Consider the following 19186-nt stretch of genomic DNA (forward strand, 5'->3'; position numbering starts at 1 on the left):
ATGGCTGATCCCAAACATCTTACCGTCAGCGGTGCGCCCGAAGGCTATGACGCGCAACTCGTCCTGGCTGAGCTTGGTAAGGGCGCGCCGGTCTTGCATGTCGCGCGTGATGACAAGCGGCTGGCCGCCATGCAAGCCGCATTGGCGTTCTTCGCCCCTGATGTGCCCGTCTTCGTGTTTCCAGCATGGGATTGCCTGCCATATGACAGGGTGTCGCCGAACACCGACATCTCAGCCACGCGCATGGCCACGCTCGCGGGTCTGGTGCATGGCATGCCGGATCGGTTCGTCCTGCTGACTTCGCTGTCCGCTGCAAGCCAACGCGTGCCCGCTCGTGGCATGCTGCGCGGCGCCGCCTTTAAGGCGACAGTAGGGCACCGCATGGATGAAGATGCGCTGCGCCACTTCCTTGTCCGCATGGGTTTTGCCCAAAGCCCCACGGTCATGGAACCGGGCGACTACGCCATTCGCGGGGGTATCATTGATATCTACCCACCGGGGCAAAGCGGTCCGGTGCGTCTGGATCTTTTTGGTGATGTTCTGGACGGCGCGCGGCGCTTTGACCCGGCGACCCAACGCACGACAGAAAAATTGACCGAAGTGGAACTTGCACCAGTCTCCGAGGTGGTTCTGGACGAGGCCGCGATCACCCGTTTCCGGCAGAACTACCGCTTGGAGTTTGGTGCCGCCGGTACTGATGATCCGCTTTATGAGGCGGTCTCTGCAGGGCGTAAACATGCCGGCGTTGAACATTGGCTGGGCTTCTTTCAGGATGATCTGGAAACGCTGTTTGACTATCTGCCCGCCGCGACGGTCACGCTTGATGATCAGATGACACCGATGCGCATTGCGCGGTGGGACAGCATCGCCGATCAATATGGCACCCGCATGCATGCGCTTAGCCAAAAAGGGCGGATGGACAGCGTCTACAAACCTGCGCCACCCGAATTGCTGTATCTTGACGATGCGGCTTGGGAGGCCGCGATGACGGACCGGCGCGTCATGCAGTTTTCGCCGCTGAAACAAGCAACCGGCCCGGGTGTCATTGATGCCGGCGGGCGGATCGGGCGCAATTTTTCACCTGAACGACAGCAGGAACATATCAGCCTTTTCAGCGCCTTGGCCGATCATGTGAAAGTGAAGCTACATGATGGTCCGGTCGTTATTGCGTCATACTCCGAAGGTGCGCGGGAACGTCTAGAAGGGCTGATTGAAGATGAAGGCATATCAGAGACCATCGCGGTCTCGGACTTCAGCCGCGTTGGCAAGCGAGGCTTGCATTTGGCTGTCTGGCCGCTTGATCATGGGTTTGAGGCCCCGGGGCTGACGGTTATCTCCGAACAGGACGTCCTCGGTGACCGGCTGATCCGGCAAACCAAACGTAAGCGACGCGCTGAAAACTTCCTCAGTGAAGCCAACAGCCTCAGCCCAGGAGATCTGGTGGTGCACGTCGATCATGGTGTCGGACGCTATACGGGTATGGAAGTCGTGACCGCCTTGGGTGCGGCACATGAATGTCTTCTGTTGGAATATGCCGAGGAATCAAAGCTTTACCTACCGGTAGAGAATATCGAACTGTTGTCGAAATACGGTCACGAGACGGGTCTGCTCGACAAGTTGGGCGGCGGCGCATGGCAGGCGAAGAAGGCAAAGCTGAAGGAACGCATCCGCCAGATCGCGGAACGTCTGATCCGTGTGGCCGCCGAACGTGAGTTGCGCACAGCACCGGCGCTGGACCCGCCAGATGGGCTCTGGGATCAGTTTCTTGCGCGTTTCCCCTATGTCGAAACCGACGATCAGCTTTCTGCGATAGAGGACGTGCTGGCCGATTTGGCCTCAGGCAAGCCAATGGACCGGTTGATCTGCGGCGATGTGGGTTTTGGTAAAACAGAGGTCGCGATCCGCGCTGCATTTATCGCAGCACTTTGCGGTGTGCAGGTGGCGATCATTGCGCCGACAACGCTTCTGGCCCGGCAACACTATCAGAACTTTGCGGAACGCTTCCGGGGCTTTCCCGTCAACGTCGCGCCACTGTCACGTTTCGTATCAACCAAAGATGCCAATCTGACACGGGATGGAATCACCAAAGGAACGGTCGATATCGTCGTTGGCACCCACGCTTTGCTGGCAAAGGGCGTCCGGTTCAAGAACCTTGGTCTGTTGGTCATTGATGAAGAACAAAAATTTGGGGTGCAGCATAAGGAGCGTCTGAAACAGTTGCGCACCGATGTGCATGTCCTGACGCTGACGGCAACGCCCATCCCCCGAACATTGCAACTGTCACTTTCGGGCGTACGCGACCTATCCATCATCGGCACACCACCCATCGACCGGTTGGCGATCCGCACATATGTCAGTGAATTTGACACCATCACAGTGCGGGAGGCGTTACTGCGTGAACACTATCGCGGCGGGCAATCCTTTGTTGTGGTGCCGCGCATTTCCGACATGGCAGAGATGGAGGATTTCCTCAAACGCGAGGTGCCGGAAGTCTCCTACATCTCCGCAACTGGGCAGATGGCAGCCGGCGAGCTCGATGACCGGATGAACGCCTTCTACGATGGCAAATATGATGTGTTGTTGGCCACCACCATCGTTGAAAGCGGTCTGGATATTCCGACGGCCAACACAATGATTGTCTGGCGTGCGGATATGTTCGGCCTCAGCCAATTGTACCAAATTCGGGGCAGGGTGGGCCGCTCCAAGACCCGCGCCTATGCCTATCTCACGACAAAACCACGCCAGAAACTAACGGATACCGCACAAAAGCGTCTGCGTGTGCTGGGGTCTATTGATACGCTCGGGGCCGGGTTCACCTTGGCCAGCCAAGACCTTGATATTCGCGGTGCGGGCAATCTGTTGGGCGAGGAGCAATCCGGGCAGATGCGCGAAGTGGGTTATGAACTCTACCAGCAAATGCTGGAAGATCAGATCGCGGCTATCCGCTCGGGTCAGGCCGAAGGGATCATTGATGACGGGCAATGGGCGCCACAAATCAATTTGGGTGTGCCGGTCTTGATCCCAGAAGATTATGTCCCTGATCTGGACGTGCGGCTGGGGCTGTATCGTCGCCTGTCAGAGCTGACAACCAAGGTTGAACTGGAAGGTTTCGCAGCGGAACTGATTGACCGTTTTGGCAAATTGCCACGCGAGGTGAACACCTTGATGTTGGTTGTCCGCATCAAGGCCATGTGCAAGCGCGCTGGGATCGCCAAGCTGGATGCAGGGCCGAAGGGCGCAACGATCCAGTTTCACAACGATAAATTCGCCTCGCCCAAAGGGTTGGTGGAATTTGTGCATGCCCAAAACGGCATGGCCAAAATCAAAGACAACAAGATCGTCGTGCGACGCGATTGGGCGAAGGAGCGCGACAAAATTCAAGGCGCGTTTAACATCGCCAGAGATCTTGCCCAGAAACTCGCGGAAGAAAAGAAGAAGGCGGGTTAGGGCGCCGACGCGCGAACCGGTCTACGTTTCGCCGGGGCGTTTGATCATCGTCGTCAGCCACAGCGCCAAAGACGCCATACCCAAGGTTCCAATCGCCATCGGCAAGGGTGTCCCGTCAAACTGCAACGCAATCGGCACCGCAAGAAAGACAGCGCCGATGGTCGCAACAGCCGCGATCACGGACGCCGCAAGACCCGCGATATGGCCCATCTCTTCCATCCCCAAGGCGTTGAGATTGCCGATCGTCAAACCCGCTTGGAAAAAGTTGGCCGTGACCCAGATGACATAGGCCGGAAAGCCCAGACCGAACGGACTTCCAGCGACAAGAACAAGCACGAAGGTCAGTGTGATCGCAATCTGGGCGGTGTACATTGCCTTGATGATCGCCCGCATCCCCAAACGCACCACCAGACGCGCATTAAGAAACCCCGAAGAAGCCGCAACAACGGCGATGCCACCAAACCAAAGATGAAAGACGTCGCCCTGACCATAAGTAATATCAAATACCTGCTGTGTGGCCGATAAGATGCTGAAAAGCATGCCGAATGTCAGGGTTTGAATGAATATGGAAAGGCGGGCCGTTGGATGTGAAAACATCTCCACCACCGCACTCCATAATGCTGCCACACTCAACGGGCGGCGGTTTTCGATGGTCAATGTTTCAGGCTGACGCAATAGCAGCCAGACGGTTGTCACCAACGAAAACAGTATGAAAGACACAAAGATCGTCGGCCAGTCAAAGGCGACAACGATATAGTGGCCGATGGTCGGTGCGAGCGCTGGAACAAGGGCAAAGACAATCATCACAAACGATAGGATGCGTGCCATGTCGGGCCCGGCGTAAAGGTCGCGTACCAATGCCATCGCCACGACCCGTGGACCCGCAGCACCCAAACCTTGCACCACACGTGCCGCAAGCATCACCTCAAGCGTTTGCGCTTGCCACGCGACGGCACAGGCAACAATATACACAACCGCGCCCCCGATCATCACAGGTTTGCGGCCATAGGCATCCGACAATGGTCCTGTGAAAAGGGTGCCAACCCCCATACCCAAAACAAAACTGGTGATAATCAATTGCGCGTGGTTCAGGTTGTCCGGGGACAAAGCTTCTGCCATTTCGGGCAACGCGGGTAGCATTGCGTCAATTGAAAATGCGACCGTTGCGGCAACCATCGCCATTAGTGCGATGAACTCCGTTTGAGGTAACGGTTTGAGGCTCATTCAGCGGCGTCGATCTGCTTCATGATGTCCTCGATCACGCCGACCCACATTTCCGGCGGTTGCGCACCGGGTACGGCATGTTGTTGCGCCACGATGAATGTCGGCACAGATTTCACGCCCATGTCCCGACTGTGCGTGTCGCGTGCGCGCATATCGTCGATGTCTGAATCAGAGGCCAACAGTTTGGTCACCATCGCCGCATCCATTTCGGCAGTGTCGGCGATATCGGCCAGAACCTCATGATCACCAATATCGCGGCCATCAACAAAATAGGCCTTGAACAACAGATCGACAACGAAGGACTGGCGATGCTCAATCCCGGCCCAATGGATAAGGCGATGTGCATCGATGGTATTGGGTGTCTTCTTGATTGCATCAAAGTTGATATGGGCGCCTGATTTTTCGGCATGCTCAACGACAGGGGCATAGGCCTTAACGGCGCCCTCCTTGCCGCCAAACTTACCCTCAAGATAGGCGCGCCTGTCCATGCCCCCGGCAGGCATGTCGGGGTTCAACTGGAATGGATGCCATTCGATGGTAAACGGGTGGTCGGGGAACTGCACCAGCGCTTTATCAAGGTTTGTCTTACCAATGTAACACCAAGGACAGATCGGGTCGGAAATGATATCAAGTTTGACCATGTGCGGTCTCCCATTCATCGCGCAACTTGCGGCGTAAAAGTTTGTTGTTGGCCCCGCGGGGAAGTGTCGCGCAGGCGACCCAGAGGCGTGGCGTCTTATAGGACGCCAGTCGCGCGGCGGCAAAACGGAGAAGTTCGCCTTCCTCTATCACGTCTGCGGCGACGTAAAACCCCGCAATTACCCAAACATCTGTGCGCACTTGCACAGCGCAGGCTGCGGCCTCTTGGATCAGCGGATGAGCAGTCAATACCTCTTCCACCTCAATCGGGCTGACACGATACCCGCCAGCGTTCATCATGTCATCGGCGCGCCCCGCATAGGTGATGGCACCATCGGCATCCATTGTGGCAAGGTCCCCGGTCAGGAACCAGTCACCCTGCATGCGCGCTGCGGTCTCATCGGGTTGGTCCAGATAACCCAGCATCAGGCCGGGGTCATCCTTGTGCACCGCGATCATGCCGACGTCGCCCCGCGGAACGGGCCCATCCGTCCCAACCAAGGCGACATTGCGCCCCGGTTGGATGCATCCAGCCGTACCATCAAGAGCAGGAGCCGTGGGTGAAGCCGAGATGAAGGTTGAACATTCAGACATACCGAAGGCTTCATAGACTGCTGTACCGGTCTTTTGCTGCCATTCTGCGTGGACTGAAGCGGCTAGCTTCTCACCCGCTGATAGCCCATGCCGCAGATCAGGCAGCGCAAGGATATCCGTGCGCAGTAACCTGCGATAAATGCCCGGTGCAGCGGCAAAGATCGTAGCCCGATGCGCTGCCATCAGTTCCGGCAACTGATCAGACGCCACATCGTGATCAGGGATCAGCGCGGTCGCCCCAATGGACCAAGGGTCCATCAACCCGGTGCCCAACGTATAGGTCCAGTTAAACGCGCCTGCATGCATCAAGCGGTCGTCCTCGCGCAGCCCATACCAGCCATCCCACATCATGCGACGCGCCCATATGGCCCGATGCGCATGGACAACAGGCATTGGGCGTCCAGACGTCCCCGACGTGTAGATGATATATCCGGGACGATTTGGGTCACCATATTGGACTGCGGCCGGCGGCAAGCCCCAAAAAGTCCGCAACGTCCCGAACGGCAGTGTATCATGTCCAAAGTGCTGTTCGCAGGCCCCGCGAAGTTCCAGTGCAGGGGCGATGTCTTTCCGGATATTTTGATACTCTAACGCGCTCAGATCGCTGGACAGCAACACTGGTACAATTCCGGCGGCAATTGCCCCGAGGTACGCGATGGGAAACTCAGGCGTATTGCCAAGCTGCAGGATGATGCGTTCACCCGGCTTTACCAATGCGCTCAGGCCATTTGCGGTGCCCAGTACCGCCCGTTTCAAAAACGCATAGTCAAAACTGTCGCATCCACCATTGGCGTCCAGTATTTCAAGCGCGACCTTGTCGCCAAGCCGATCCGCATGCGTCAGAACATATGCCGCCAGATTGAAATCCGCCGGGGCAGGCGGGAAGGGGTCAGATTGCACAAACGACAGCATGCAGTATCGCTATCGGGGACATGGCCCGGTTGCAAGATCGCGGGGGCTGACTATGAACAGGGCATGGCTGACAATGACCCTGAAAACCTGATCCGCATCGCTCGTGAAACCGGCGAAACCAGCGTGGCTGAACCGCTTGATCTGGGTGTGCGTGTGCGAGAATTGCGCAAGGCACGCTCCTGGACGCTCGAACAGGCCGCACAGCAGGCGGGGCTGGCTCGGTCGACTCTCTCGAAGATTGAAAACGGGCAGATGTCGCCAACGTATGACGCGCTGAAAAAGCTCGCCGTGGGTTTGGAAATCTCGGTCCCGCAACTGTTCACGCCGCCCTCAAAGGGGCAAGTGAACGGCCGCATGGCGGTGACGCGCAATGGCGAAGAAGCTGCGAAAGTCACGACCACCTATGAACACGCACTATTGGCTGAAACACTCACCACCAAAAAGATGTTGCCCTATCGCACCCGCGTCCGTGCCCGCAATATCGAGGATTTTGACGGCTGGGTGCGCCATGATGGCGAAGAATTCCTCTATGTGCTGACGGGCCAGATCCGGCTCTATACAGAGTTCTATGAACCCGTCGAACTCAAGCGCGGTGACAGCGCGTATTACGACGCTGCGATGGGGCACAATGTTGTGTCGATCAGCGCCGAAGATGCGACAATTCTTTGGGTCACATCGCTGAGCTAGCCTTGGGGAACAGTCTGGGCAAAACAAGTGCTGCGACGCCGACACCCACAATCTGCATCACAATGAACATCGGAACATGCGCGGGATTGATCCCGGCAAATGTGTCGGTCAGGCCGCGGGCAATCGTCACTGCCGGATTGGCAAAACTGGTGGACGAGGTGAACCAATACGCCCCGGTGATATACAGGGCCACCAAAGTCGGCACCGCGTCAGGTCGGCTTTTCAACCCGCCAAAGATCACAAACAAAAGGCCAAAGGTCGCGACACCCTCAGAGAACCACTGCGACACACCTGTGCGATCGGTCGTCGAGGTCTGCAAAATGCTCAGGTCAAACATCATATGCGCGGCCCATACCCCCAAGATGCCCCCGACGATCTGAACCAACGCATAGGGAATGGCATCGGCTACCGTAATTTCACCTCGCAACAGAAACGCCAGCGTGACCGCTGGATTGAAATGCCCGCCTGAGATCGGCCCAAGTGTCGTGATAATCACATAAAGAATACAACCCGTTGCAATTGCATTGGCGAGCAACGCAATCGCAACGTTTCCGTCGGACAGCGCCGCCCCCATGATGCCAGAGCCCAAGACACCAATCAGCAAAAATGCGGTGCCAAGCCCTTCAGCGAGAAGTTTTTGCATGGTATTGGTTCGCCCGGCTTAACAGGAAGTTGCTTTACTCCTCATACCACCAAACATCTGGCTGCCAACCGGGCCAATCACCAAAAATTGGAATATACTCAGGATGCCTAAGCTCCTTGGCCTGAGCGATCCGGCTGATGTTCCACTGATAGATAGGGATCACATAGCGACCGGCGGTCAAGACACGATCGAGCGCTTTGACAGCCGCGACAAAATCATCCTGGCTTTCTGATGTCAGCAGCCGGCCGATCATCGCATCCACGGCCGGTGACTGTACGCCCATCAGGTTTCGCCCGCCCACTTCGTTGGCCTTTTCAGAGCCATAGTAGTTATACTGTTCATTGCCCGGCGACAAAGAGACACCGCGACGATAGTAAACCATATCGAAGTCAAACGCGTCGGTCCGTTCTTTGAACTGGGCGCTATCGGCAACTGTCATGACCGCGTTGATACCGATCCGGGACAGCGACTCCATGTAAAGATCAATGATCGATTGCATCTCGGTCGCACCTTGATCCAACAATATCTCAAGCGCGAAGTCATTCCCATCGGCATCCCGCATAACACCGTCCTGCACGGTCCAGCCTGCGGCCTCGAACATCTCAAATGCAGCGGCAGTGCCGGCGCGGTTGCGCTCTGATCCGTCACTGACGGGCAGGGCATAACCCTCCAGTGTTCCGGGAAGCAAATCATCGGCAAAAGGCTCTAGAAATTCTGCGACGCGACCGGCGGCTGGTCCGCTCTCCATGCCCAAAGGCGAATTCGACCAGTAAGAGGTAATGCGCGGCTGCGCAGAGCCGGTCATGGTTTCGTTGATGAACTCAAAATTGAAGGCATGGATCAAGGCGTCACGCACACGCCAGTCGGCCAAATGGTCACGACGGGTGTTCATCGCAAAGCCTGTCATACCGGACGGGCGCTGGTGCTCGATCGTTTCTTTGACGATATCACCGCTTTGCACGGCCGGAAAATCGTAACGTGTATCCCAGCGGACGACGTTGAACTCCCGGGTTGCGTTAACTTCGCCAACCTTAAAGGCCTCGAACGCGGCTGTCTCATCGCCGAAGAACTCTAGCCGCACCTCATCAAGATTATTGGTGCCCACGCGGAACGGTACGTCAGCCCCCCAATAGTCAGGGTTACGGCGGAGCGAGACAAACCGACCGGGGTCAAAATCGTCGATCATATACGGAGAAGAGGTAATCGGAACGATCTCGGTCGTACTTTCTGCAAAATCAACGCCGTCCCATTGCGCTTTTTTCAGGATCGGACGCAGACCGGCCAGCAAAGCCAACTCGCGATCTTCGACGTTAAAGGTGAAACGGACGGTACGATCACCCACTTGCTCAAGGCTTTCAACCTTGGACCAGAAACCAAGGTAACGGGGGTGGCCGATGGTGCCTAAAGTTTCATAAGACCACATGACATCTTCGATAGTCACCGGGCTGCCATCTGAGAACGCGACACCTTCGCGCAAAGTGAATTCGACCCATTCGCGGTTTGGTCCGGTTTCAACCGATTCGGCCAAAACACCGTAAAGCGAGAAGGGTTCGTCCAAAGAGCGCCCCATAAAACTCTCGCCAAGGAAAAACCGCAACTGCCACGGGACGGAGCCTTTCCGGATGAAAGGGTTGAGGCTGTCAAAGCTACCAACCTCGGCTGTCACGATCTGACCGCCCTTGGGCGCATCCGGGTTGGCATAGGGCAGGGACACAAAATCAGGTGGTAAGGCAGGATCACCATACATAGCTATGCCATGCTGGGGCTCAGCGTATGCCAACTGGCCCGCAACCCCCAATCCAACTGCTATTGTCGCAATACGCGATATTCTGCCAAAAAGACGTGTCATTTTCAGGTGCCCCCTGCTGCTTCGTTCTTTGTTATGCATCAACCGTAAAGAGGGTTCTCAACCTTTTCAAACTTTTAGCTTGGAGCCGCGCGAGGGATTGCTTATAACAAGGGCACTGCTCGATAGGTTTCTTGCCTGTATGAAACCTGCCTCAATAACTTTACGCCCGCCTTGTGCGGGCGTTTTTTTTAGGGCTATCGGACGCGTCGTCTGGCTTTTGCAGTTGCAGCATATATGGTGAGTCGCAACGCAAAGAATCGGAGCCAAGATATGTCGCTGACAGGAAAAACTGCCGTTATCACAGGATCAAATTCCGGGATCGGCCTCGGTGTTGCCCGCGAATTGGCCAAGGCCGGCGCCAATGTGGTGCTGAACTCCTACACGGATACCGACGAAGATCACGCATTGGCCGCTGAAATAGCTAAGGAAACGGGTGTTGATGCGAAATATGTCTGTGCCGATATGTCCAAGGGCGATGACTGCCGCCGCCTGATCGCAGATGCGGGGCGGTGCGATATTCTGGTGAATAACGCTGGTATCCAACACGTTGCCCCAGTACAGGATTTTCCTGCAGGTAAATGGGACGCAATTATCGCGATCAACCTGTCTTCCGCCTTTCACACAACAGCCGCTGCAATTACGGGCATGCGCGAGACAGGGTATGGGCGGATTATCAATGTCGCGTCGGCGCATGGGCTGACAGCATCTCCATATAAATCGGCCTATGTCGCTGCCAAACACGGCATCGTTGGGCTGACCAAAACCATCGGGCTGGAAACGGCGCAAGAACCGATCACCTGCAATGCGGTTTGTCCCGGTTACGTGCTGACCCCCTTGGTCGAAGCCCAAATTCCCGACACGATGAAGGAATACAACATGTCGCGTGAGGATGTGATCAAGAATGTCATGCTCGAACGGCAACCCTCCAAGGAATTTGCGACGGTCGAACAGCTTGGTGGAACGGTCGCGTTTCTGGCCTCTGACGCGGCGGCACAGATCACCGGCACGACGATCAGCGTCGATGGCGGTTGGACAGCGCTGTGATCAAGATCAATCTCGCTTTGCAGGGGGTGGCGCGCACGGCGCCTTCACATGGGGTGTGCTGTGCCGCATCCTGCAAGATGAAGATATTGAAATCGCAGCAATCTCTGGCACATCCGCCGGCGCATTGAATGCCGTTGCCCTGAAATCCGGGTGGGTCAACAACGGACGGCAAGGGGCGATCGACAACCTCGAATGGCTTTGGGGACAGATTGGCGCTGTCACGGACCCACTGTTCAGCCCCTGGATCGGCGCGATTGGATCCACAGCAGAGGCGTGGGCCAAAGCCATGAAATATTCGCCCGCTTACGCCGCATTCGACATGACGACACGGGTGTTTTCGCCATACGTTTATGGGCCCGCAATGCAGAACCCTTTGGAAAAGATCGTCAATGAATTTAAATATGACGCCGTCTGCGCCACGGCGGGACCTGAACTGCATATCTGCGCGACAAACGTGCGATCTGGCAAGATCCGCGTATTTACCGGGCCCGAGATTGCGCCAAACCCGATCTTGGCCTCGGCCTGCTTGCCGAGCCTGTTCCAAGCGGTTGAATTTGAGGATCCCAAAACCGGCAAGGTCGAAGCGTTCTGGGACGGTGGATACACCGGAAATCCCGCCCTTTACCCTTTGTTTGCCAATCACTTGCCGGACGATCTTCTTGTCGTGAACATCAACCCGCTTTATCGCGACGAGCTGCCCATCGACAGCCAGTCAATTGAAAACCGGGTGAATGAGATCAGCTTTAATAGCTCGCTGTTCCGCGAATTGCGGGCGATCGATTTTGTAAAACGATTGTTGGCCGATGGATCCATCAAACCCGGCACAATGAAAAACGTGCTGGTTCACATGATTGCCGACGATGCGTTGATGAATTCATTGAACGTCGCGACAAAATCGATCCCAACGCCAGTCATTCTTGCACGACTAAAGGAGGCGGGCGAGGCGGCTGCCGACACATTCCTGAGCAGTCACAAGAGCGACATTGGCAAGCGCAGCACAGTTAACTTGACCGAAATGTTCAGCTAAGCGGCCATTGAACCTTTATTCGGATCATCTGCGGAACAGGTCAGGCATGCACAAATTGTGAACCCGTCGGGACCGTGTTTGAAGAATGAACCAAAGCTGCTTGCGAGGCGGAGGTTGTTTTCTCCAGACGGTCAGACAGGCTGACAGGGGTTGAACCGCCCGAAGCCTCTACCCATTCCTGAAAGTCTTTCGATGCTGTGCGGAAGCCCTTCAAGAAAACGGCTTCCTTGAATTGTCGTTGCGCATACCGAACGAGCGTATCGCCGGCACTCTCTTTTCCGGTCAAGTCTGACAACGTTTTCAGGATATAGGCGTCTCTGACTTCAGGGCCTTTATCAGCGAGGAAGAAGTTGCATGCACAATCTGCGAAGGCAAAAACGTAACCCAGATTGAAGGCGTCAGCGACTAACAAATCCAGCGTTTGTTGCTTATCAAAGACAGACGCCATTTCAAATTGCTGCGCGATCATTCTCGTTGTCCAATGATTATCCCACGTAACAGACATTTCTTGGGTCACATCGACACCTCTTCACCTCACGACTTACAGGGTGCAAATTATGGACTAATGCGTGATACGTTAATGGGAAACCCAAGACCGAATTCCCCGATCAACAGTACTGGCAGCTGCCGGTGTCAGTCTTGATCAGACGCGTTACAACAGCTTGATCGCGAGCGCCCACATCACCATACCGATCAGCACATCCAAAATGCGCCACGCCCGCGCGGATTGCATGATTTGCGCCAGCAGACGGGCACCGTAGCCAAGGCTGAAGAAGAACACAAAAGAGGAGGTCACAGCACCGATCCCAAAGGCTGTTTTCTCAATTGGATCAACGTATTGGGTAGACACCGCGCCCACCAAACCCAATGTGTCAAGATAGACATGGGGGTTCAGCCACGTAAAGGCCGCACCTGTCACCAAAGTTGCCCAGAGGCTAGCACTTTTGCCCGACAGTTGCATGGCATAGGCACCCCGCCATGCCGCCCAAAGCCGCAGCGCGCCGTAGATGAACAGAAACCCCGCGCCACCCCACGCCATGATCTGCGGCAGCGCGGGATATAGACCGACGATATATCCAAAGCCTAAGACGCCCGCAGTAATCAACAATGCATCCGACACTGCGCACAAAAGGCAAAGCCAAAACACATGTGCCCGGATCAGACCTTGGCGCAAGACAAAGGCATTTTGCGCGCCAATCGCAAGGATCAGTGCGAATGCGGTGGCAAAGCCGGTGATGGCAGCCGACATCATGGATTATTCTGTCGGATTTTCTGTTTCAACGGCGTCTTTGCCATTGGGATAAACAAGACCAGCCGATATGACGAGTTTTGCCGCGTCCTCGACCGTCATATCCAATTCTTTGACGTCGCGCTGTGGCAGGAACAGCAAAAAGCCAGACGTCGGGTTCGGTGTCGTCGGCAAAAAGACGGTCACGAAGGGCTCACCATCATTCAGCTTGGCGTCAATTTCGCCCTTTGCATTTGTCGATATAAAGGCAATCGCCCAGATACCTTTGCGCGGATATTCGACAATACAGGCTTTATCAAAGGATGTTTCGCGCTGCGAGAACACGGTTTCCGCAATTTGCTTGGCGGCATTATAGATCGAACGGACAACGGGCGTCCGGTCAACCAAACGTTCGCCGATGCCAATAAAAGATCGACCAATCAGACCCTTACCGACCCAACCCACAAGCATGGTGAAGGCAAGAAAGATGACGACGCCAACGCCGCGCACATTCACTTCAATCAGGTTGTCGTCTTCGCGCCCCAACAAGTTATTCAACAGCGCCGTTGGTTGATACGCATCAGGAATAAAGGGCCAGACCCAACTATCGACCCAGCCGACAACGGTCCAAATCAGCCAAATGGTCAGACCGATCGGGGCAACGATAATCAGGCCCGCCAGAAAATTGCCGCGCAGCCGCGCGATAATACCCGGCTTGGTGCGCCGCTTTGCGTCGTCGGACTGGGGGTCAATCATCACTGCGTTCTCAAATTCTCTTCAACGCACACTTATGTCCTGCGGGGCATCACAACAAGCTGTGTTGCACCTGTTGCGCAGCTATTTCGTCATTGCGATGGCAATTTGTGCAGCAAGACGCGCATTGTTACGCACAAGAGCAATATTTGCGGTCAGCGAACGCCCCTTGGTCAAGGCAAAGATACGTCCAAGCAGGAACGGGGTCACAGCCTTTGCGCTGATGTTCTGCGCCGCAGCCTCTGATAAAGCTTGCTCAATGATCGGTCTGAGTTCATCGGCAGCGATTTCCGCATCCAGCGGGATCGGGTTTGCCACCAATTGGCCGCCCTGAAGCCCCATCGCGCTTCGCGTCTGCTGCGCCTTGGCAATGTCTACTGCACGATCCATGCGCAGCGGCGCGGCTATGTCTGACGTCGCAGACCAGAACGCGGGCAGCATATCTTGCCCGTAGGCAATCACCGGAACCCCAAGCGTTTCAAGAACCTCAAAGGTCTTGGGCAGATCAAGAATGGCCTTGGCCCCTGCACCAACAACAGTGACTGGTGTCTGCGCGAGCTCTTGCAAGTCCGCAGAGACATCAAAATTATCCTCTGCACCGCGATGCACTCCGCCAATACCACCCGTGGCAAAGACATGGATATCAGCCAAATGTGCGGCGATCATTGTTGCGGCGACAGTCGTGGCACCCGTACCGCCCGTTGCAATACAGGCCGCTATATCCGCGCGAGAGAGTTTTGCAACATCTTTGGCTTGCCCCAACGCGTCAAGCTGGTCGGCCTCCAACCCCACATGCAAAACGCCATCCAGCACCGCAATTGTTGCAGGAACGGCACCCGCGACGCGCACATCATCCTCGACCAAACGCGCGGTCTCCACATTCTGCGGGAAAGGCATGCCATGCGTGATAATGGTACTTTCCAACGCAACGATTGCTGCACCAGACGCCCGGGCGCTGCTGACCTCGGAGCCATAATTTATGGGAATCATAGGGGTGTTTCTCCGGACACGTACGTTGCGGCGGCGTTCAGCGCCCGCGCCAGGGCGGCGTCGCGGTCCATGCCTTGGGCCTCTGATGCGATATGGGCAGCCATAAAGGTGTCCCCAGCGCCAGTGACCCGTGTGACCATGACGGCCGGTGGGGTTTGGGTGATGATATCGCCTCTTGTGCCTTCCGACGCTGAATTACCGCCATCAGTAACCAAGACACGGTGCGCACCGCGCGTGATCAAGGCTGTCGCGGCAGATGCCGAATTCACGAAAGCCGTCTGACACAACAATCCGGCTTCTTCGAGGTTCACATAAAGGGTCGCCGACGGATGTCCCAGCAGCGCCAAAAGACGTTCAGCCTTGCCGGGCGAAGCAGGCGCAACGCGCAGATCAGCCGCTGCAAACAAGGGCGACGCCGCTATGGTTTGCAGCAACTCCTCGGTCAGATTGCCGTCAAGCGCGACGGGTCCTGCGAATGGCTCTGTTGCTGATCCCAACGTGCCGTTCTCCAGCGCACGAAGTATCTTATCGCCCGCAGCCTCAAGTGAATGTGCATCAGCAATCGCGGCGATCAGTCCATTTGCACCCTCAACAGCCATATAGACGTCCGTGGGCAGATCCTCAGAACGATAGATATGGTCGCACACCATACCCATGCGCTGCGCATCTCCAATCAATTCGTCGCCTTCTGCGTCACGGCCAATCGCGGTCAACAGGGCAGGGGTCATTTCAAAACGGCGCAGGGTCATAGCGATGTTCATTGCCACACCACCGGGCAGCCGCGTAATCCGACCCGGCACGTCAGAGCCAACGCGCATATGACTGGCGGCGCGTCCGATCACATCCCACAAAACAGAGCCAATACAAATGATGTCAGGGGTCTTGGTCATGCCCGCGTTCTGACCCAGTGTGCAGCCAAGAGCAAGCGTTACTCAGGCACTGCAAAGGTCAGGTTCGCCCAAAGCGTCTCCCACACGGCACCGGTCTGCTCAGCCAAGCGTGCGCTTGGTTCACGCAAGACAACAGCATCGGCCATATAGCGATAGCCGGGGCGCACAGGGAAGGTGGCGATACCTTCGTCGTTCGTCTGATGCAATGAAATGGAAACTGCGCCATTGGGCCCTTTTTCAAAAACCTCAACTTGGACGTTGGGGCGGACATCATTGCGGTAGTACACTTGCACGCTGAACCCGCCCGACATGTCATCAGTATAGGGGTTCGTCAAAGCAACTATTTCTGTCTCAAGACCCACGCGACGGTCTGCACCCTCGCTATTGCCCACGCCAAACAGCGCCTTGGCATGGCGAGAGTACACTTCCTTGAAGCCATTCAAAGATAGGCCGCGTGCCTCATGTAGAGAAAGAACATCACCAAAAGCCTTGTGATCGACGAATTTCTGAAACTTTTCCCACTCCTCGTAGTCCACCGTCGCGTTGTTTGCTTGATAAGCTGCTATATTCAGCCCCTCTGCCAACGGCGCTTGTTGCAAGGCAGGCGTATCACCGGGGCGCCCCTCAACCCGCGCAGATGCGTCACCGGCAAAGAGCACAAAATTCACAAAGCGCTGCGGCAGATAAGCCAGCTTGCCGCCGGCAAATTCTTCGCCATTGACAATGTTTGCCTCCAAGTTAGTTTCCGGCGCTACCTGATATTCTACAGGCTCAATCCAAAATTCATGTGCAGCAACTGGCGCTGCGATCAGACTTAGAGCGAGGGCTAAAATGCGCATCAAGACTTCCTTTTGGGTGACGCAAGGGTGGCCTTTCTTCGGGTCTTGTCAAGCGCGGTTGTGCTTTGGATCACGACCCTGTCAACGCTGCACGCGCATGAGGTGATCCCCTCTATCGCCGACATGCGCGTTGTCGATGGCGAGGTCACTTTTGAAATCCGCACCACGCTGGAAAGCTTTGTGGCCGGTATCGATCTCAGCGAAGCCTCTGACACCAATGACAGCGCACAAGCGGCCACATATGATGAGTTGCGTGCATTGTCACCGGAAGAGCTCACAACCCGGTTTGAGGCGTTCTGGCCGCAAATGGCACAAGCCATTACCTTGATCGCTGACGGCAAAGCGCTGACACCTGAGTTGCGCCGCGTGGACGTGGACGCAGTTGGCGATGTTGAGATCGTCCGATCATCGATCATCGCATTTGCAGCAGCCCTACCTGAAAATTCACAAACCGTCCAAATGGGGTGGGGGCCGGAGTTTGGTGTGCTTGTCTTGCGCCAAATGGATGTGCCTGCGCCCTATGACGGATACCTAGAGGCCGGCGCAGTGTCCGACAACATTCCGCTGGCGGGTGGCGGACAGGCCACGGGTTGGGAAACATTCGTCGACTACATCCCTGTCGGTTTTGATCATATTGTGCCCAAGGGGCTGGACCACATCCTGTTTGTGTTGGGCTTGTTCTTTCTGGCTGCACAGTTTCGTCCACTGCTGCTGCAAGTGTCGCTCTTCACTGTGGCGCACACGATTACTCTGGCACTGGCCGCGCTGGGGCACACAGAATTCATCGATGATTTCATGCAAGCCAAGCTGGGAATTGCCTTTATCGATATCGTTGAACCGTTGATCGCCTTATCCATCGCCTATGTCGCGATCGAGAATATTTTCATGAAAGGGATCAGCCCTTGGCGCCCGTTCGTTATCTTCGTCTTTGGCCTGTTGCACGGGCTGGGTTTTGCCTCGGTGCTCGCCGAATTTGGCCTGCCCGATGAGACATTTGTCGCGGCATTGATCGGCTTCAACGTGGGTGTCGAAGTCGGACAACTGGCAGTCATTGCCGTGATGTTCCTTTGCGTCTGGCAGGCTTTGCGAATTGATCGCGGCGCAAACGAAGTCAACCAAGGCTTTGCGGTCTACAGCGTGCTCCTCATCATCGCACTCGCCGTGATCGCCTTGAACCCCGCCGCATTGGTGACAGCCCTTGAAAGCCCGGTCTGGCTCTTTGCGGCGCCGCTGGCTGCCATATTTATCCTTTGCATCGCTGCAATTCAATTCCGCGACCAACAAGACAGCTATCGCCGCATGGTTGCTGTACCGGCATCCGTCGCGATTGCAGCAGTGGGGCTCTACTGGTTCTTTGAAAGGTCCTACGGCACGTTTGTTGGCGCCTGACATTATCATCTTTCCACAAAAACTCCCGCCAGAGGCATCAGGTACTTGCACCACGCGCAAACGCCCGCTAAGAGGCGCTCACTTAATCCCGCAGGTGGGGGCGGGTCGATTGGGGAGACATCCCAAAAGATCCACCGGTTGGGCCATCTGGTCTGATCCCCCGCTGAGGCTTGAAACCGGAAAAGGAAAACGACATGGCTCTTCCCGAGTTCTCCATGCGTCAGCTGCTTGAAGCAGGCGTACACTTTGGCCACCAGACCGCGCGCTGGAACCCAAAGATGGATCAATATATTTACGGCTCACGTAACGGCATCCACATCATGGATCTGACGCAGACTGTGCCCATGCTGGATCAGGCGCTGCAAGTTGTACGTGACACAGTGGCCAAAGGCGGCCGCGTTCTGTTCGTTGGTACCAAGCGTCAGGCAGCCAAGCCAATCATGGAAGCGGCAGAGAAATCCGCGCAGTTCTACATGAACCACCGCTGGTTGGGCGGCACGCTGACAAACTGGCAGACAGTATCTCAGTCCATCAACCGTCTGAAGGCAATCGATGAAGCATCCGCAAACGGCTTTGCTGGTTTGACCAAGAAAGAACGCCTCGGCATGGAACGCGAGCAGGGCAAACTGCAAGCGTCCTTGGGCGGCATCCGCGAAATGGGCGGTGTTCCTGACCTGCTCTTCGTTATCGACTGCAACAAAGAAGACCTGGCCATCGCCGAAGCCAATAAATTGGGTATCCCGGTTGTGGCAATCGTCGATACCAACTGCTCACCTGCTGGCGTTGATTATGTCATTCCCGGCAACGATGATGCCGCGCGCGCGATTGCGCTTTACACCGATCTGGCCGCACGTGCAGCCCTTGACGGTATGACAGCGCAGCTGGGTGCCGCAGGCGTCGACATGGGCGAGATGGAAGAACTGGTTGAAGACGTTGTTGCTGAAGAAGCTCCAGCCGAGGCACCTGCAGAAGCCACCGCTGAATAAGCGTCAAAAATTAGTCGGGCAGGGGCGTCATGCCCCGCCTGCAAC

Annotated in this window: 16 protein-coding genes and 1 pseudogene; 6 read left to right on the forward strand and 11 right to left on the reverse strand. The window is 56.0% G+C overall.

Going from position 1 to position 19186, the window contains the following annotated elements:
* Positions 1–3447 (forward strand): transcription-repair coupling factor, encoded by a 3447-nt coding sequence (gene mfd, locus ACZ1G5_RS18405; protein ID WP_472734211.1) that lies wholly within the window; start codon positions 1–3, stop codon positions 3445–3447.
* A 21-nt stretch (positions 3448–3468) separates the two neighbouring features.
* Here mfd and ACZ1G5_RS18410 read toward each other — a convergent pair whose 3' ends face one another.
* The 3 genes from ACZ1G5_RS18410 to ACZ1G5_RS18420 are packed head-to-tail and all read right to left on the reverse strand — an operon-like array spanning position 3469 to position 6816.
* A complete protein-coding gene (locus ACZ1G5_RS18410) occupies positions 3469–4671 on the reverse strand; it encodes a multidrug effflux MFS transporter (protein ID WP_472734212.1) in 1203 nt (400 codons plus the stop codon).
* Positions 4668–5312 (reverse strand): DsbA family oxidoreductase, encoded by a 645-nt coding sequence (locus ACZ1G5_RS18415; RefSeq protein WP_472734213.1) that lies wholly within the window; start codon positions 5310–5312, stop codon positions 4668–4670. Before ACZ1G5_RS18415 ends, ACZ1G5_RS18410 begins: the two co-directional genes overlap by 4 nt.
* Positions 5299–6816 carry a class I adenylate-forming enzyme family protein gene (locus tag ACZ1G5_RS18420; RefSeq protein ID WP_472734214.1) on the reverse strand — a complete coding sequence of 506 codons (1518 nt, stop codon included), beginning with the start codon at positions 6814–6816 and terminating at the stop codon, positions 5299–5301. Before ACZ1G5_RS18420 ends, ACZ1G5_RS18415 begins: the two co-directional genes overlap by 14 nt.
* Before the next feature lie 63 nt (positions 6817–6879).
* On the opposite strand from ACZ1G5_RS18420, the gene ACZ1G5_RS18425 reads away from it, so the two are divergent.
* A complete protein-coding gene (locus tag ACZ1G5_RS18425; protein WP_472734377.1) occupies positions 6880–7503 on the forward strand; it encodes a helix-turn-helix domain-containing protein in 624 nt (207 codons plus the stop codon).
* On the opposite strand, the gene ACZ1G5_RS18430 is transcribed toward ACZ1G5_RS18425, so the two are convergent.
* Positions 7487–8146 (reverse strand): aquaporin, encoded by a 660-nt coding sequence (locus ACZ1G5_RS18430; RefSeq protein ID WP_472734215.1) that lies wholly within the window; start codon positions 8144–8146, stop codon positions 7487–7489. The genes ACZ1G5_RS18425 and ACZ1G5_RS18430 overlap by 17 nt on opposite strands.
* Positions 8147–8180: 34 nt before the next feature.
* Positions 8181–9995 (reverse strand): extracellular solute-binding protein, encoded by a 1815-nt coding sequence (locus tag ACZ1G5_RS18435; RefSeq protein WP_472734216.1) that lies wholly within the window; start codon positions 9993–9995, stop codon positions 8181–8183.
* A 270-nt stretch (positions 9996–10265) separates the two neighbouring features.
* Here ACZ1G5_RS18435 and ACZ1G5_RS18440 point away from each other — a divergent pair, with 270 nt between their 5' ends.
* Both ACZ1G5_RS18440 and ACZ1G5_RS18445 read left to right on the forward strand, forming a co-directional pair.
* Positions 10266–11039: a 3-hydroxybutyrate dehydrogenase gene (locus ACZ1G5_RS18440; RefSeq protein WP_472734217.1), complete on the forward strand. Its 774-nt coding sequence runs from the start codon at positions 10266–10268 to the stop codon at positions 11037–11039.
* Positions 11036–12066 (forward strand): annotated as a pseudogene (locus tag ACZ1G5_RS18445) (patatin-like phospholipase family protein). Before ACZ1G5_RS18440 ends, ACZ1G5_RS18445 begins: the two are co-directional and overlap by 4 nt.
* A gap of 40 nt (positions 12067–12106) precedes the next feature.
* Here the strand turns inward: ACZ1G5_RS18445 and ACZ1G5_RS18450 are convergent.
* From ACZ1G5_RS18450 to ACZ1G5_RS18475, 6 genes are all read right to left on the reverse strand, one after another.
* Positions 12107–12535 (reverse strand): hypothetical protein, encoded by a 429-nt coding sequence (locus tag ACZ1G5_RS18450; RefSeq protein WP_472734218.1) that lies wholly within the window; start codon positions 12533–12535, stop codon positions 12107–12109.
* A 183-nt stretch (positions 12536–12718) separates the two neighbouring features.
* A complete protein-coding gene (locus tag ACZ1G5_RS18455) occupies positions 12719–13318 on the reverse strand; it encodes a LysE/ArgO family amino acid transporter (protein ID WP_472734219.1) in 600 nt (199 codons plus the stop codon).
* 3 nt (positions 13319–13321) lie between these two features.
* On the reverse strand, positions 13322–14050 hold the full coding sequence (locus ACZ1G5_RS18460) for a DUF502 domain-containing protein (RefSeq protein WP_472734378.1): 729 nt from the start codon (positions 14048–14050) through the stop codon (positions 13322–13324).
* Between the two features lie 81 nt (positions 14051–14131).
* Positions 14132–15037, reverse strand: coding sequence for a pseudouridine-5'-phosphate glycosidase (locus ACZ1G5_RS18465; protein ID WP_472734220.1), 906 nt, complete (start codon positions 15035–15037; stop codon positions 14132–14134).
* Positions 15034–15927: a PfkB family carbohydrate kinase gene (locus ACZ1G5_RS18470; protein WP_472734221.1), complete on the reverse strand. Its 894-nt coding sequence runs from the start codon at positions 15925–15927 to the stop codon at positions 15034–15036. Before ACZ1G5_RS18470 ends, ACZ1G5_RS18465 begins: the two co-directional genes overlap by 4 nt.
* 38 nt (positions 15928–15965) lie before the next feature.
* A complete protein-coding gene (locus ACZ1G5_RS18475; RefSeq protein ID WP_472734222.1) occupies positions 15966–16766 on the reverse strand; it encodes a DUF4198 domain-containing protein in 801 nt (266 codons plus the stop codon).
* A gap of 60 nt (positions 16767–16826) precedes the next feature.
* On the opposite strand from ACZ1G5_RS18475, the gene ACZ1G5_RS18480 reads away from it, so the two are divergent.
* Together ACZ1G5_RS18480 and rpsB are read left to right on the forward strand one after the other, a co-directional pair.
* Positions 16827–18155: a HupE/UreJ family protein gene (locus ACZ1G5_RS18480; protein ID WP_472734223.1), complete on the forward strand. Its 1329-nt coding sequence runs from the start codon at positions 16827–16829 to the stop codon at positions 18153–18155.
* A gap of 194 nt (positions 18156–18349) precedes the next feature.
* Positions 18350–19141 carry a 30S ribosomal protein S2 gene (rpsB, locus tag ACZ1G5_RS18485; protein WP_472734224.1) on the forward strand — a complete coding sequence of 264 codons (792 nt, stop codon included), beginning with the start codon at positions 18350–18352 and terminating at the stop codon, positions 19139–19141.
* The last annotated feature ends 45 nt before the right edge of the window (positions 19142–19186 follow it).

Source organism: Yoonia sp. JB2-21 (assembly GCF_055693545.1).

What these genes read in the sequence shown, in the direction of transcription:
- mfd (WP_472734211.1), top strand. Translation starts at nt 1, where the DNA reads ATGGCTGATCCCAAACATCTTACCGTCAGCGGTGCGCCCGAAGGCTAT.
- ACZ1G5_RS18410 (WP_472734212.1), bottom strand. Translation starts at nt 4,671, where the DNA reads ATGAGCCTCAAACCGTTACCTCAAACGGAGTTCATCGCACTAATGGCG.
- ACZ1G5_RS18415 (WP_472734213.1), bottom strand. Translation starts at nt 5,312, where the DNA reads ATGGTCAAACTTGATATCATTTCCGACCCGATCTGTCCTTGGTGTTAC.
- ACZ1G5_RS18420 (WP_472734214.1), bottom strand. Translation starts at nt 6,816, where the DNA reads ATGCTGTCGTTTGTGCAATCTGACCCCTTCCCGCCTGCCCCGGCGGAT.
- ACZ1G5_RS18425 (WP_472734377.1), top strand. Translation starts at nt 6,880, where the DNA reads ATGGCTGACAATGACCCTGAAAACCTGATCCGCATCGCTCGTGAAACC.
- ACZ1G5_RS18430 (WP_472734215.1), bottom strand. Translation starts at nt 8,146, where the DNA reads ATGCAAAAACTTCTCGCTGAAGGGCTTGGCACCGCATTTTTGCTGATT.
- ACZ1G5_RS18435 (WP_472734216.1), bottom strand. Translation starts at nt 9,995, where the DNA reads ATGACACGTCTTTTTGGCAGAATATCGCGTATTGCGACAATAGCAGTT.
- ACZ1G5_RS18440 (WP_472734217.1), top strand. Translation starts at nt 10,266, where the DNA reads ATGTCGCTGACAGGAAAAACTGCCGTTATCACAGGATCAAATTCCGGG.
- ACZ1G5_RS18450 (WP_472734218.1), bottom strand. Translation starts at nt 12,535, where the DNA reads ATGATCGCGCAGCAATTTGAAATGGCGTCTGTCTTTGATAAGCAACAA.
- ACZ1G5_RS18455 (WP_472734219.1), bottom strand. Translation starts at nt 13,318, where the DNA reads ATGATGTCGGCTGCCATCACCGGCTTTGCCACCGCATTCGCACTGATC.
- ACZ1G5_RS18460 (WP_472734378.1), bottom strand. Translation starts at nt 14,050, where the DNA reads ATGATTGACCCCCAGTCCGACGACGCAAAGCGGCGCACCAAGCCGGGT.
- ACZ1G5_RS18465 (WP_472734220.1), bottom strand. Translation starts at nt 15,037, where the DNA reads ATGATTCCCATAAATTATGGCTCCGAGGTCAGCAGCGCCCGGGCGTCT.
- ACZ1G5_RS18470 (WP_472734221.1), bottom strand. Translation starts at nt 15,927, where the DNA reads ATGACCAAGACCCCTGACATCATTTGTATTGGCTCTGTTTTGTGGGAT.
- ACZ1G5_RS18475 (WP_472734222.1), bottom strand. Translation starts at nt 16,766, where the DNA reads ATGCGCATTTTAGCCCTCGCTCTAAGTCTGATCGCAGCGCCAGTTGCT.
- rpsB (WP_472734224.1), top strand. Translation starts at nt 18,350, where the DNA reads ATGGCTCTTCCCGAGTTCTCCATGCGTCAGCTGCTTGAAGCAGGCGTA.